The sequence below is a fragment of the Pseudomonas sp. SWRI18 genome, assembly GCF_014268345.1.
In the GTDB taxonomy this organism is placed as follows: Bacteria; Pseudomonadota; Gammaproteobacteria; order Pseudomonadales; family Pseudomonadaceae; genus Aquipseudomonas; species Aquipseudomonas cedrina.
In genome coordinates this window covers 169,346-183,372 of the sequence record NZ_JACCQQ010000003.1, presented here as the reverse complement: position 1 = coordinate 183,372, position 14,027 = coordinate 169,346, and the positions used below count along the sequence as shown (strand labels likewise).

Below are 14,027 nucleotides of genomic sequence, written 5' to 3'. Positions count from 1 at the left end.
AACACTATGCAATGGGAAGTTGTGATCGGGCTGGAGATTCATACCCAGCTCGCCACCCAATCGAAGATTTTCTCCGGTAGTTCCACCACGTTCGGCGCAGGCCCCAACACCCAGGCCAGCCTGGTGGACCTGGGCATGCCCGGCGTGCTGCCGGTGCTGAACCAGGAAGCAGTGCGCATGGCGGTGATGTTCGGCCTGTCGATTGACGCCGAGATCGGTCAGCACAACGTGTTCGCGCGCAAGAACTACTTCTACCCGGACCTGCCCAAGGGCTATCAGATCAGCCAGATGGAGCTGCCGATCGTCGGCAAGGGCTACCTGGATATCCCGCTGGAAGACGGCACTATCAAGCGCGTTGGCGTCACCCGTGCGCACCTTGAGGAAGACGCCGGCAAGAGCCTGCACGAAGAATTCCCGGGCGCGACCGGCATCGACCTGAACCGTGCCGGCACGCCGCTGCTGGAGATCGTCTCCGAGCCGGACATGCGCAGCGCCAAGGAAGCCGTGGCCTACGTCAAGACCATCCACGCCCTGGTGCGCTACCTGGGCATCTGCGACGGCAACATGGCCGAAGGTTCGCTGCGTTGCGACTGCAACGTGTCGATTCGCCCCAAGGGCCAGGCCGAATACGGCACGCGCTGCGAGATCAAGAACGTCAACTCGTTCCGCTTCATCGAGAAGGCGATCAACTGCGAAGTGCGTCGCCAGATCGACTTGATCGAAGACGGCGGCAAGGTCATCCAGCAAACCCGCCTGTATGACCCGAACAAAGACGAAACCCGCGCCATGCGCAGCAAGGAGGAAGCCAACGACTACCGTTACTTCCCGGACCCGGACCTGCTGCCGGTGGTGCTGGAGGATTCGTTCCTCAACGATATCCGCGCCACTCTGCCGGAATTGCCGCAGCAGAAACGCGAGCGCTTCCAGGCGCAGTTCGGCCTGTCGGTCTACGATGCCAGCGTCCTGGCCTCCAGCCGCGAGCAAGCCAATTACTTCGAAAAGGTCGTGAGTGTTGCCGGTGACGCCAAGCTGGCAGCCAACTGGGTGATGGTCGAGCTGGGCAGCCTGTTGAACAAGCAGGGCCTGGAAATCGACGAGGCCCCGGTGTCCGCCGAGCAACTGGGCGGCATGCTGCTGCGCATCAAGGACAACACCATCTCCGGCAAGATCGCCAAGACGGTGTTCGAAGCGATGGCCGGCGGCGAAGGCAGCGCGGACGAGATCATCGAAAAGCGCGGCCTCAAGCAAGTCACCGACAGCGGCGCGATCTCGGCCGTACTCGATGAAATGCTCGCGGCCAACGCCGAGCAGGTCGAGCAATACCGCGCGGCGGACGAAGCCAAGCGCGGCAAGATGTTCGGCTTCTTTGTCGGCCAGGCGATGAAAGCCTCCAAGGGCAAGGCCAACCCGCAACAGGTCAACGAATTGCTGAAAAGCAAGCTCGAAGGCTGATAGCAATGAATGGTCCGGGGGAGATTTCATGCTCGACCCGGATCCCTTGTGGGAGCGGGCTTGCTCGCGAATGCGGTGTGTCAGCCCAATATTCATTCACTGATCCACCGCATTCGCGAGCAAGCCCGCTCCCACATTTGATACGGGGGCAAATTTGAACATCAAGCGTCTACTTGGCCTTTTGGCCCTGTTCGCCCTGCTGACCGGCTGCGCCAGCGGTGTCATCGACCCCAACGGCTACGATGAAACCGGCACCGCCTCCTATTACGGCGCCAAGCACCATGGCAAACGCACCGCCAGCGGTGAACCCTTCAACCAGAACGCCTTGACCGCCGCCCATCGGCGCTTGCCCTTTGGCACCCAGGTCAAGGTCACCAACCTGAACAACGACAAATCCGTGGTGGTGCGCATCAATGATCGCGGCCCGCATACCCGTGGGCGCCTGATCGACCTTTCACGCAAGGCAGCCGAGCAACTGGGTATGCTCGGCAGCGGTACGGCACGCGTGCGCGTACAAGCCATGAGTAACTGACAATGGAGCCCTGGCCATTTTCGGACTAACCGCCCTCTCCCCCTGGAGCCTGCTGGAACTGGCCGGCGGCCTTTTGCTGCTGATCGTCGGCGCCGAAATCCTGGTGCGCGCCGCCGTGCGCCTGGCCGCGAGCCTCAAGGTGCGGCCGCTGATCATCGGGCTGACGATCGTCGCCTTCGGCAGCAGCGCCCCGCAGATGACTGTCAGCCTGCAGGCCACCCTGGCCGGCAATACCGATATCGCCGTGGGCAGTGTGATCGGCAGCAGCATCTTCAACATCCTGGTAACGCTGGGCCTGTCGGCGTTGATCATTCCGCTGCGGGTCTCGCGACAACTGGTGCGCCTGGATATTCCGGTGATGATCCTCGCCGGGTTGCTGGTGTTCATTCTTGCCGCCAATGAAGAGCTCACCCCGGTCGACGGCCTGTTGCTGCTGGTTGCCTTGGTCGCCTACCTCGGCGTGCTGCACTACCAGACCCGCCATTCCCGGCGCCCACGCACGCTGGACACGGTGGCCCGGGCGCCCTGGTTGAGCAGCGTGCTGCTGATGCTCGGCGGGTTGCTGATCCTGGTGCTGGCTGGGCATTTGCTGCTGGGCGCGGCGGTCGATGTGGCGAGCGATCTGGGCCTGTCGGAGCGCGTGATCGGCCTGACGCTGATCGGCGTCGGCACGTCGCTGCCGTGCCTCGCCACGTCGTTGATCGCCGCCCTGCGTGGCCAGCGGGAAATCGCCGTGGGCGCCGTGATCGGCAGCAACCTGTTCAACCTGCTTGGCGTATTGGGACTGACCGCGCTGCTTGCGCCCTCGCCACTCTCGGTCTCGCCCAACGCGCTGGATTTCGACCTGCCGGTGATGCTTGGCGTGATACTGCTGTGCCTGCCGGTGTTCTACACCGGCTACCGCATGACCCGCGCCGAAGGCCTGGTGCTGCTGGGCCTGTACCTGGCGTACGGGCTGCACGTGATGGCCTTCACCACCGGCATGCCGCTGGCCAACAAGCTTGAACAGCTGATGCTGTATTACGTACTGCCAGTGCTGGTGGCTTTCCTGTTGTTCAGCACACTGCGAGCCTGGCGCCGCCAACACAAGAGGGAATCGCAATGACCGATCAGAAAAAGCCCGGGGTTGAAATGCGTCGCCAAGTCATGGGCGATGTGTTCGTCGACCGCGCCCTGGGCAATGCCACCGAATTCACCCAGCCGCTGCAGGATTTCGTCAACGAACACGCCTGGGGCAGCGTGTGGAACCGCGAAGGGTTGCCGCTGAAGACCCGCAGCCTGATCACCCTTGCCGCCCTTACCGCGCTCAAGTGCCCACAGGAGCTGAAGGGGCACGTGCGCGGCGCGTTGAACAATGGGTGTACGGTGGAGGAGATTCGCGAAGCGCTGCTGCATTGCGCGGTGTATGCGGGCGTGCCGGCGGCGATTGATGCGTTTCGGGCGGCGCAGGAAGTGATTGAGGCGTATCAGGCAGAACTGCAGTGACTGTCAGGTAGCTATCGCAGGCAAGCAAGCTCCCACACTTGAATGTGCTCACAACTCTGAATGTGGGAGCTGGCTTGCCTGCGATTGGCCCTTGAGGGCGCTGAAAATCTCAGATCCAGCCACCGGCCTGCAACACGAAGATCCCAATATTGGTGGTCACCGCCGCCATCAGCGTGGTGATCACAATAATCGCCGCCGCCAGCTCATGATTCCCTTCGGCCGCCCTGGCCATCACAAAGCTGGCTGCGGCCGTCGGCGCACCGAAATACAGGAACAGAATCCCCAGCTCCGGCCCACGGAACCCTAGCAGCCAAGCGCCCACCGTGGCGACCACCGGCAACCAGACCATCTTCATCAGGCTCGCGCTCAGCGCCATCTTGCCGCTCTTGCGTAGCGCCGCCAGGGACAACGTGCCGCCAATACAGATCAATGCCAGCGGCAAGGTGGTGTCGGCGAGGTACTGCATGGATTTTTCCAGCCAGCCCGGCAGGCCGATCTGAAAATAGGCGAACGGCGCCGCCAGAAACACGCTGATGATCAGCGGATTGGCCACCACACTCTTGAAGATGCTCCACGGATCGGACTTGATCACCGGGCTGTACACCGCCAGCACAATGGTCGACAGCGTGTTGTAGAACAGAATCACCAGTGCCGCGAGGATCGCGCCGAGGGAAATACCGTAGTCGCCATACATGCTGGCAGCCAGTGCAAGGCCTATCACGCCGTTATTGCCGCGAAACGCGCCCTGGGTGTAGATGCCCCGGTCTTCGCGCTTGCAGCGAAAAATCGCCCAGCCCCAGGCCAGGGCAAAACTCAACAGCGTGGCGATGGAAAAGTAGATCAGCAGGCCCGGCTTGAGCGCCGAATGCAGGTCGGCATGCAGGATGCCCAAAAACAGCAGCGCCGGCATGGCGACGTTGAACACCAGGGACGATGCCGTGTGAATAAAGTTGTCGTTGATCCAGTTGATGCGCTTGAGCAGCACACCGAGGAACAGCATCGCGAACACCGGCGCGGTGATGGTGAGCGTCGTAAGGAAAATGGCGAGCATGCTGTATCAGCCTTGAGTCCTGTTATCAGGGAGCCGTAATAATAGAGCACTGGGGTGCGCGGCTGACATTTCATTTAACAATAGGTCTGCAAATAAAAACCAAAAACAGGGAACTGGATTCATTTGTAGGATGTAACTCAGGGTTCTTGGCTAAGCTCAGCCCATCCCACAAAACTCTACACGAGCTCCTACACGCCGATAAGAATCTACGCCTCTGTTTCATCGACATCCCCCCTGAAAATTCCCCCTGTAACATTTTAATAATCCAGCAGCGAACCATCATGTGTTCGAAACACAAGGGGTGACTATGCGTAGATCCTTCAGTCAATTGCACAACGTGCATATCAGGAGCTGGGACGATCAGGACATTGAGGGCTACACCGATCTGCTCGGTGACCCTGAAACGATGAAGTTCATTTCGGCAGGCACTACGCGGGGAAGGGAAGCCGCCGCCAATGAAATTTCAATATTCACAAAAGAGCTTACCGAACAGAACTGGTCACGCTGGGCTGTGAGCCTGGGTCTGGAAGGACCATTCATTGGTTATGCAGGATTTGCAAAAAAAGACTATGGCGTCAACTTCGGCAACCGCTTCCTGAAAAAGTACTGGGGCACACCCTACCCCTTTATTGCGATTCACTTGGCACTCGAATACGGTTTTCAATACTTGGGGTTTGAGCAGATCTACACACTTACCAATATCAAGCACTACCGTGCGCTGGAAATGAACAAAGCATTTTTGCATATGCCAGAGGTCGCGGGAGAAGTGATTGATACCGCTTACGGTCCCCACCTGAAAATTGATCTTACACGTGAGCGATTCCAGGAAATAACGCCTGCGAATCTTGAACGCATCACACGGTTCTCGCGCCGAATGAAAAAACCTGAACACGCCAAGTCAGCTTAACGAAAACCATCACTGAGTATTCGGTCCCTTGAAAACCCAACCGGCTCCAGATCGCCCCTTGCAGTCCGTAGCGGACCTATGTAGTCGAGAAACTTGGACTTACCCCAGTTTCCTCAGGAAACTTTACATGCCCTTCGGCTATACCCTGGCCGTCCTTCGCATCTTCCTGATAGTTGTGCTGAGCCTTATCGCCTGGCCGCTTCCACTTTCCGTCAAGCGCGTCATGTACCGAGGTATTCTCTGGATAATAGGCCTCAGGATCAGATGCGCACTTACAACGCGACAAATCGCAACACTTACCGATGGTTGTGTGGTGGCCGCCAATCACGTAAGCGTTATTGATCCGTTTGCCATACTGGCAATGCCTGGCGCAACACTTGTGGCCTCCAGCGGCTACAACAAGGTTATCAGCCTCACTGCATTCCTTTTGATCAAGTGCGCGGGCGGCCACTTCTGGAACGGTGCAGATAAGAAGACGTTTTCGCTCAATCTTCGTAACCTGCGAACCAGCCGCCAAGGCACCGCCCTTTACACCAATCCCGAAGCAACTATTAACAATGGCCGTGGTTTGTATCGCTTCCGCCCCGGGCTGCTGAGCCGCGGATTGCCTGTGGTACCACTGGCTGGACGCCTGATTCTCCCCTTTGGCCTGGTCGCAAGCCCCCTTCACGCCTCAGGGCTGGCGTGCTTCCTGCGCCTGCTGGCCATGCCTTGGATGATCGCCGAAATGACCTATCTGGAGCAGGTCGAACGCAAGGAAGACCAAAGCGGCCAAGCATTTTCCGACCTGATACAAGCACGCATCGCCGAACACCTGGGCATCGCTGCAACGCGGTGGACCCGAGAAGACAAACACCACTACCGCCGAATAGATGCGCAGGCACACCGATGACAACGCCCCGCGATACGCACGTCATTTTCGACTTCGACCAGACCCTGGTAAACCACGAAAGCACCCTGGAGATCGTCAAGTCGGCCATTGGTGAACGTCCTAATGCCCAGCCAATGCTGGAGCAACTGCAACTCATCACGGCCAAGGCTTTGTCGGGCAAGGCCAGCCTCTGGGAAATGCTGTCTGTGATGAAGATGATCCCATATATCCGCAAACATCATATTCAGCGTTACGTCGACACGATCATTGGCAGCCTCGACCCCTCCCTGGAGCAGACAATGCACAACCTGCAACGAGAGGGCACGCACCTTTACATCCTCTCGGGAGGCTACGCAGAGTGCATCGCCCCCATTGCTCGCTCACTGAATATCGAAGCCAAAAATGTCATCGCCAACCGTCTTTTCTGGGCCGGTTCGCGAGCAATGTGCCCCAGGCCGTCGCCGCTGATAAACCCCGGCAGAGGCAAGAGCAGAATCGTGCAGCAGTGGCGCAAGGAAGGTCGGCTAACGGGTCGAGCCCTGATAGTCGGAGATGCCAGATCCGACTATCAGGTGTATGCCAACGGTTGGGTGGACGGTTTTGTTTGTGCTGACTATTACACGAAGCAACCAATGCCCGAGATGTCCGGGCATGTACTTCGAGCTGACACTCCCAGGCAGGTTCACGCTCACATCCAGACATTGATGAACGAGCGTTCCTGGCGTGACGACAGGCCTAGGTGATTGGCGCGGGGTTGAACAAGGTGATGTCGTTATGCAGTTTGTGCCGTTCAGCCCACGTCTGTTTCTTGCCGCTGGCCACGTCCAGATAGAAGTGGAACAACTCCCAGCCCAGCTCCTCGATGCTCGCACGCCCGGTAGCGATGCGCCCGGCGTCGATATCGATGAGGTCCGGCCAACGCTGCGCCAGCTCCGTACGCGTCGACACCTTCACCACCGGCGCCATCGCCAGCCCGTACGGCGTGCCGCGCCCGGTGGTGAACACGTGCAGGTTCATGCCGGCCGCCAGTTGCAAGGTGCCGCACACAAAGTCACTGGCCGGTGTCGCACAAAAGATCAGGCCCTTGCCCTTGAAACGCTCGCCCGGGCCGAGCACGCCGTTGATCGCGCTGCTGCCGGACTTGACGATTGAGCCCAGGGACTTCTCGACGATATTCGACAACCCGCCCTTCTTGTTGCCCGGCGTGGTGTTGGCGCTGCGATCGGCCTCGCCCTTGGCCAGGTAACGGTCGTACCAGTCCATTTCCCTGACCAACTCTTCGGCAACTTCCTTCGTTTCTGCACGAGAAGTCAGCAAGTAGATGGCGTCACGCACTTCGGTGACTTCGGAGAACATCACCGTCGCCCCGGCTCGCAGCAGCAAGTCCGAGGCATAGCCCAGCGCCGGGTTGGCGGTGATGCCGGAGAACGCATCACTGCCGCCGCACTGCATGCCCAGGATCAGCTCGGACGCCGGCACGGTCTCGCGGCGGCGCTGATCGAGCTTCTTCAAGCGCACCTCGGCCAGTTCCATGATCTGCTCGATCATTTCGGTAAAGCCGTGGCTGGAGTCCTGCAACCGGTACAACCACGGCTCGCTCAGGTCGACCGAGCTGTCGTTGTCATGCATCACCTGCCCGGCCTGCAATTTCTCGCAGCCCAGGCTGATCACCAGCGCTTCGCCGCCCAGGTTCGGGTTGCGCGCCAGGTTGCGCACGGTGCGGATCGGGATGTAGGCATCCGTCGCAGTGATCGCGACCCCGCAGCCGTAGCTGTGGGTCAACGCCACCACGTCATCGACATGCGGGTATTTGGGCAGTAACTCGTCCTTGATGCGCTTGACCGCATGGTCGAGCACGCCGGTCACACACTGCACCGTGGTGGTGATGCCGAGGATATTGCGCGTACCGACCGTGCCGTCGGCGTTGCGGTAACCCTCGAACGTGAACCCTTCCAGCGGCGCCTGGGCCTGCGGCACTTCGGTGGACAGCGGCAAGCTGTCCAGCGGCGGCGCGGTAGGCATGCGCAACTGGTCTTCCTGCACCCAACTGCCGCGCGGAATCGGCGCCAGGGCATAACCGATGGTCTGGCCGTAGCGAATAATCTCACCACCCTCGGGGATATCTTCCAGGGTCACCTTGTGGCTCTGGGGGATGAAATCCACGGTCACCAGGCCGTCCGGGAACTCGGTCCCGGCCGGCACGCCCTGGTCATTGACCACGATCACCACGTTGTCGCGCTCGTGCAAACGAATCGAGCGCGGCGAGTCGGCATGTTCAATCAACTGCATCACGGTGCCTCTCAGGAATGCGCTTGGGTTAGGTTGGTCAACTCTGGCCCCTTGCTTGGCGGCTCTTTGAGTACTACACGCTTGATCGGGCCCACAATGACCAAGTAGCTGAACACCGCCACCAGCGCGTTGGCGCCGACGAACACCAATGCCCACTTGAACGAGCCGGTGGTGCTGATGATGTAGCCGATCACGATTGGCGTGGTGATCGAGGCCAGGTTACCGAAGGTGTTGAACAGGCCGCCACTGAGACCGGCGATTTGTTTCGGCGACGTGTCGGACACCACCGCCCAACCGAGCGCGCCAACGCCTTTGCCGAAGAAGGCCAACGCCATGAAGCCCACTACCATCCATTCAACGTCGACGTAGTTGCACGCAATGATGCTGCTGGAAACCAGCAGGCCGGCGATGATCGGCGCCTTGCGGGCGAAGGTCAGCGAATGGCCCTTGCGCAGCAGGTAGTCGGAGATCACACCGCCGAGCACGCCACCGATAAAACCGCAAATCGCCGGCAGCGAAGCGATGAAGCCGGCCTTGAGGATGGTCATGCCACGGTCCTGCACCAGGTACACCGGGAACCAGGTCAGGAAGAAATACGTGATGCCGTTGATGCAGTACTGGCCCAGGTAAACGCCGAGCATCATGCGGTTGGTCAGCAACTGACGGATGTAATCCCACTTCGGACCGTCGGTTTTCTTACCCTTGCCCTTGTCCTGGTCCATGTCGACCATCGCGCCATTGGCGGCGATGTGATTGAGCTCGGCCTCGTTGATCATCGGATGCTGGCGCGGGCTGTGGATCACTTTCAGCCAGATCAGCGAGAACACGATACCGATCACGCCCATCACGATAAACACGTGCTGCCAGCCGAAGCGGTAGACGATCCAGCCCATCAACGGTGCGAACAACACAGTGGCGAAGTATTGCGCCGAGTTGAAGATCGCCGACGCCGTGCCGCGCTCGGCGGTAGGAAACCAGGCCGCCACGATGCGTGCGTTACCCGGGAAAGAAGGCGCTTCGGCCAGGCCCACCATGAAGCGCAGCATGAACAGCGCAACCACGGCGGTGGAGACACCGAATTCACCCACATAGCCTTGCAGCACGGTGAACAGGGACCAGGTGAAGATGCTCAGGGCATATACTTTTTTCGAGCCGAACCGGTCCAGCAGCCAGCCACCGGGAATTTGCCCGGCCACGTAGGCCCAACCGAATGCGGAGAAGATATAACCGAGGGTGACCGCGTCGATGCCGAGGTCTTTTTGCAGGCTGGAGCCCGCGATGGCGATAGTGGCCCGGTCGGCGTAGTTGATCGTGGTCACCAGAAAAAGCATGAGCAGGATCAAATAGCGGACATGGGTCGGCTTGGTCGCTTGCATGTAGAAGTACTCCCACTAATTATTTTTTTTGCGGGTAATCAGTATTTTTGCCAGCGAGAACCGCTTCCTGCGGGAGCTGGCTTGCCTGCGATGCAGTCACCTCGGTATGTCAGTTGCACCGGGTTGATGCCATCGCAGGCAAGCCAGCTCCCACAAGAGCCGGTTGACGCAGGGTGTTGCGTGTTACGAGCCGATGTAGCTGGTCTTCACCACGGTGTAGAACTCTTGCGCATAGCGACCTTGCTCACGCGAACCGTAGGAGGAGCCCTTGCGGCCACCGAACGGCACGTGATAATCCACGCCGGCGGTGGGCAGGTTGACCATCACCATCCCGGCCTGGGAGTGGCGCTTGAAGTGGTTGGCGTACTTGAGCGACGTGGTGGCGATACCTGCCGACAAGCCGAACTCGGTGTCATTGGCCATGGCCAGCGCCGCCTCGTAGTCCGCCACGCGCACGACGTTGGCCACCGGGCCGAAGATTTCTTCGCGGCTGATGCGCATCTGGGCTTCGCTGTCGGCAAACAGCGTCGGCGCCAGGTAATAGCCCTCGGTGTCGCACGTCACCAGGCCGCCACCGCTGACCAGCCGCGCGCCTTCGCCTTGGCCGATCTCGATGTACTTCATGTCCTGGTCCAACTGGGCCTGGGAAACCACCGGGCCGATGTCGGTGCCGCTTTTGAGCGCGTGGCCGACCTTGATCGACTTCATGCGCTCAGCCATGGCCGCGACAAACTGGTCGTGGATACCGGCGGTGACGATCAGGCGGCTGGAGGCGGTGCAACGCTGGCCGGTGGAGTAGAACGCGCTCTGCACGGACAGCTCGACGGCCTGCTTGAGGTCGGCGTCGTCGAGGATGATCTGCGGGTTCTTGCCGCCCATCTCCAACTGCACTTTGGCCTGACGCGACACGCAGCTGACGGCGATCTGGCGACCGACACCGACGGAACCGGTAAAGCTGATGCCATCGACCTTCGGGCTGTTGACCAGCACATCGCCGACCACACGACCGCTGCCCATCACCAGGTTGAACACACCGGCCGGGAAGCCGGCGCGGGAAATGATTTCCGCCAGGGCCCAGGCGCAGCCAGGCACCAGTTCAGCCGGCTTGATCACCACACAGTTGCCGTAGGCCAGGGCTGGAGCGATCTTCCATGCGGGAATGGCGATCGGGAAGTTCCACGGGGTGATCAAACCGACCACGCCCAGGGCTTCACGGGTGACTTCGACGTTGACGCCCGGACGCACCGACGGCACATAGTCGCCCGACAGGCGCAGGCATTCACCGGCGAAGAACTTGAAGATGTTACCGGCGCGGGTCACTTCGCCGATGGCTTCGGGCAGGGTCTTGCCCTCTTCACGGGCCAGCAGCGTGCCGAGCTCTTCACGGCGCGCGAGGATTTCGCTGCCGACTTTATCCAAGGCATCGTGACGCGCCTGGATCCCGGAGGTGGACCAGGCCGGGAATGCGGCACGCGCAGCGTCGATGGCAGCATTAACCTGAGCAACATCCGCCTTGGCGTACTCGCCAATGACATCGGACAACTCCGACGGGTTGAGGTTGACGCAGTAGTCGGCGCCGGCCACCCATTGGCCGTTGATGTAGTTTTCAAAACGTTGGGCTTGGGACACGAATCTTCTCCTGACGCAAAAGGCCGCTGATTGCTCAGCGGCCTTATAGATAGTTATTGCGGGCCTTGCTTGTCGATCAGCGCGGCCAGGGCTTCGTATTCTTCCGGCAGCAGATCGGTCAGCGGCGTACGCACGGGGCCGGCGTCATAACCTGCGATTTTCGCACCGGCCTTGACGATGCTCACGGCGTACCCGGCCTTGCGGTTACGGATGTCCAGGTACGGCAGGAAGAAGTCATCGATGATCTTGCCGACGGTGGCGTGATCTTCGCGGGCAATCGCGTGGTAGAAGTCCATCGCGGTTTTCGGAATGAAGTTGAACACCGCCGAGGAATACACCGGCACGCCCAGGGCCTTGTAGGCAGCGGCGTAAACCTCTGCGGTCGGCAGGCCGCCAAGGTAGCTGAAACGGTCGCCGAGGCGACGGCGGATCGACACCATCAACTCGATATCACCCAGGCCATCCTTGTAGCCGATCAGGTTCGGGCAGCGCTCGGCCAGGTGTTCCAGCAGCGGCGCGGTCAGGCGGCAAACGTTGCGGTTGTAGACCACAACGCCGATCTTGACTGACTTGCACACGGCTTCAACATGGGCGGCAACGCCGTCCTGGCTGGCTTCGGTCAGGTAATGAGGCAGCAACAGCAGGCCCTTGGCGCCGAGACGCTCGGCTTCCTGGGCGTACTCGATAGCCTGGCGGGTCGCACCGCCCACGCCGGCCAGGATTGGCACGCTGGTGGCGCAGGTATCGACGGCGGTTTTCACCACCTGGGAGTATTCGCTGGCGGCGAGGGAGAAAAACTCACCGGTGCCGCCGGCAGCGAACAAGGCGGTGGCGCCATACGGGGCCAGCCATTCCAGGCGCTTGATGTAGCCCGCCTGGTGAAAATCACCCTGGGCATTGAAATCGGTCACGGGGAAAGACAGCAGACCGTGGGAAAGGATGGACTTCAGTTCTTGTGGATTCATTATTCGAACACCCTGGGTAAAAGACTTTCTGTCGAAAGGTTATTGTTGGTTTTGGTGATGTCGTACGTCATCGTACAACTATAAAAAGATTCGTCAACTGCAAATCGTCAGTCTTCACTTTTGGGGGGTGTTGAGTCGTGCTTGGTTTACGGATATCAGCCGAGAGCGAGCTGGCAATCGACAACCTCTGACGAGGGAACTTGCTCCCGCCGTGCGCAAATGACTGGTGGTAAGTACATAAATGTACGTTGAGGGCCACGAGCCAACAATCCGCAGTCATGGAGGTGATCAAAGCCCATTGCTTGGCTTGATACCGCTCGTCAGAACTGTGAATTCTGACAGTATCACCCCATTTCAGATCACCCTAACGTTGCGATACCCAGCACGCAGTAGCACTGACTGCACAGTGTAAGCGACTGGTAGGCAAACATTTTCTGATAAATGAGGTGTAACAATGGCGAATAATCGTAAGCTCACTTTTAAAGTCAACGGGGTCAATCAGCCTCAAGCCCAAGAGGGTTGCGTTGACATTAGCGAGACTATCTCGATAGGCGATTCCGTCGTTCAAGATGGCACCAAATTCCGTGTGAACGACAAAACGTATGTCATGGAAAATGATGTCGTAGTAGGTATCGAATATGACATGGGGTCCGCCTGAAACTCTCGCGTTACTGTCGCTGCGCCTCCGCCTCTTCATGGGCATGGCGCAGCCGCTCCCGACTGTTCGTCAAATGCAGCCGCATCGCCGCCCGCGCCGCATCCGAATCCTGGCGCGCGATCGCCTCATAAATCTCTTCGTGCTCGCGGCTCAAGCGCCCCATGTAGTGCTGCTGGTCATCATGGGCCAGGCGCGCCGAATTCAGGCGGGTGCGCGGAATGATACTGGTGCCCAGGTGGGTCATGATGTCGGTGAAGTAGCGGTTGCCGGTGGACAGGGCGATTTCCAGATGGAACGCGAAGTCGGAGGCCACCGCATCGCCTGCGTGCGCCGCACTTTCATTCAGGGCATCGAGTGCTGCACGCATGGCGGCCAGTTGTTCGTCACTGCGGCGCAAGGCGGCCAAACCGGCGGACTCCACTTCCAGGCTGATCCGCAATTCCAGAATCGCAAGCACATCCCGCAAGGTCACCACCGTGGCCGGATCGATGCGGAAACCGCTTGGGCTGGGCGTATCCAGCACAAAGGTGCCGATACCGTGCCGCGTCTCCACCTGCCCCGCCGCCTGCAAGCGTGAGATGGCTTCACGCACCACGGTTCGGCTGACCCCATGAGCCTCCATGATCGCCGACTCGGTGGGCAGTTTGTCGCCACGCTTGAGCTGGCCGTCGCGGATCTGTTCGGACAACACCGTGACCAATTCCTGGGCAAGGCTGCGGCGCTTGCGGGGAAGACGAGGGGCGGTGGCGGCGTTATCCATGGTGATCCATTTTTCTCGGCGAACTTGAGCACGCATCATAGCCCATGGCTGT

Annotated in this window: 14 protein-coding genes; 8 read left to right on the top strand and 6 right to left on the bottom strand. The window is 59.8% G+C overall.

Features of this window, described 5'->3' with window-relative positions; all coding sequences use genetic code 11:
* Positions 1 to 6 precede the first annotated feature (6 nt).
* The 4 genes from gatB to H0Z09_RS05635 all read left to right on the top strand — a co-directional run bounded on the left by gatB (position 7) and on the right by H0Z09_RS05635 (position 3,469).
* Complete coding sequence (gene gatB / locus H0Z09_RS05650; RefSeq protein ID WP_186688312.1) at positions 7 to 1,452, top strand: Asp-tRNA(Asn)/Glu-tRNA(Gln) amidotransferase subunit GatB; 1,446 nt, start codon at positions 7 to 9, stop codon at positions 1,450 to 1,452.
* A gap of 160 nt (positions 1,453 to 1,612) precedes the next feature.
* Positions 1,613 to 1,984 carry a septal ring lytic transglycosylase RlpA family protein gene (locus H0Z09_RS05645; protein ID WP_186688638.1) on the top strand — a complete coding sequence of 124 codons (372 nt, stop codon included), beginning with the start codon at positions 1,613 to 1,615 and terminating at the stop codon, positions 1,982 to 1,984.
* 58 nt (positions 1,985 to 2,042) lie between these two features.
* Positions 2,043 to 3,089, top strand: coding sequence for a calcium/sodium antiporter (locus H0Z09_RS05640; protein ID WP_186688635.1), 1,047 nt, complete (start codon positions 2,043 to 2,045; stop codon positions 3,087 to 3,089).
* Positions 3,086 to 3,469: a carboxymuconolactone decarboxylase family protein gene (locus tag H0Z09_RS05635; RefSeq protein ID WP_076951158.1), complete on the top strand. Its 384-nt coding sequence runs from the start codon at positions 3,086 to 3,088 to the stop codon at positions 3,467 to 3,469. Before H0Z09_RS05640 ends, H0Z09_RS05635 begins: the two co-directional genes overlap by 4 nt.
* A gap of 109 nt (positions 3,470 to 3,578) precedes the next feature.
* On the opposite strand, the gene H0Z09_RS05630 is transcribed toward H0Z09_RS05635, so the two are convergent.
* Entirely contained in the window at positions 3,579 to 4,520 is a 942-nt protein-coding gene (locus H0Z09_RS05630) for an AEC family transporter (protein ID WP_186688311.1), read from the bottom strand.
* Positions 4,521 to 4,827: 307 nt separating this feature from the next.
* On the opposite strand from H0Z09_RS05630, the gene H0Z09_RS05625 reads away from it, so the two are divergent.
* The 3 genes from H0Z09_RS05625 to H0Z09_RS05615 all read left to right on the top strand — a co-directional run bounded on the left by H0Z09_RS05625 (position 4,828) and on the right by H0Z09_RS05615 (position 7,041).
* Positions 4,828 to 5,427 carry a GNAT family N-acetyltransferase gene (locus tag H0Z09_RS05625; RefSeq protein WP_186688309.1) on the top strand — a complete coding sequence of 200 codons (600 nt, stop codon included), beginning with the start codon at positions 4,828 to 4,830 and terminating at the stop codon, positions 5,425 to 5,427.
* Between the two features lie 127 nt (positions 5,428 to 5,554).
* Positions 5,555 to 6,319: a 1-acyl-sn-glycerol-3-phosphate acyltransferase gene (locus tag H0Z09_RS05620; RefSeq protein WP_076951155.1), complete on the top strand. Its 765-nt coding sequence runs from the start codon at positions 5,555 to 5,557 to the stop codon at positions 6,317 to 6,319.
* Positions 6,316 to 7,041, top strand: a complete 726-nt coding sequence (locus H0Z09_RS05615; protein ID WP_186688307.1) for an HAD-IB family phosphatase — start codon at positions 6,316 to 6,318, stop codon at positions 7,039 to 7,041. The genes H0Z09_RS05620 and H0Z09_RS05615 overlap by 4 nt, the downstream gene beginning before the upstream one ends.
* On the opposite strand, the gene garD is transcribed toward H0Z09_RS05615, so the two are convergent.
* The 4 genes from garD to kdgD form a co-directional block, all read right to left on the bottom strand.
* Entirely contained in the window at positions 7,034 to 8,587 is a 1,554-nt protein-coding gene (gene garD / locus H0Z09_RS05610; protein WP_186688618.1) for a galactarate dehydratase, read from the bottom strand. The two genes, H0Z09_RS05615 and garD, sit on opposite strands and share 8 nt — an antisense overlap.
* An 11-nt stretch (positions 8,588 to 8,598) precedes the next feature.
* A complete protein-coding gene (locus H0Z09_RS05605) occupies positions 8,599 to 9,963 on the bottom strand; it encodes an MFS transporter (protein ID WP_186688306.1) in 1,365 nt (454 codons plus the stop codon).
* A gap of 183 nt (positions 9,964 to 10,146) precedes the next feature.
* Complete coding sequence (locus tag H0Z09_RS05600) at positions 10,147 to 11,592, bottom strand: aldehyde dehydrogenase family protein (protein WP_186688302.1); 1,446 nt, start codon at positions 11,590 to 11,592, stop codon at positions 10,147 to 10,149.
* 53 nt (positions 11,593 to 11,645) lie between these two features.
* On the bottom strand, positions 11,646 to 12,557 hold the full coding sequence (gene kdgD / locus H0Z09_RS05595) for a 5-dehydro-4-deoxyglucarate dehydratase (RefSeq protein ID WP_186688299.1): 912 nt from the start codon (positions 12,555 to 12,557) through the stop codon (positions 11,646 to 11,648).
* A 454-nt stretch (positions 12,558 to 13,011) separates the two neighbouring features.
* On the opposite strand from kdgD, the gene H0Z09_RS05590 reads away from it, so the two are divergent.
* Positions 13,012 to 13,215 carry a hypothetical protein gene (locus H0Z09_RS05590; protein WP_186688296.1) on the top strand — a complete coding sequence of 68 codons (204 nt, stop codon included), beginning with the start codon at positions 13,012 to 13,014 and terminating at the stop codon, positions 13,213 to 13,215.
* A 10-nt stretch (positions 13,216 to 13,225) separates the two neighbouring features.
* Here H0Z09_RS05590 and H0Z09_RS05585 read toward each other — a convergent pair whose 3' ends face one another.
* Entirely contained in the window at positions 13,226 to 13,975 is a 750-nt protein-coding gene (locus tag H0Z09_RS05585; RefSeq protein WP_186688293.1) for a FadR/GntR family transcriptional regulator, read from the bottom strand.
* Positions 13,976 to 14,027: the final 52 nt, after the last annotated feature.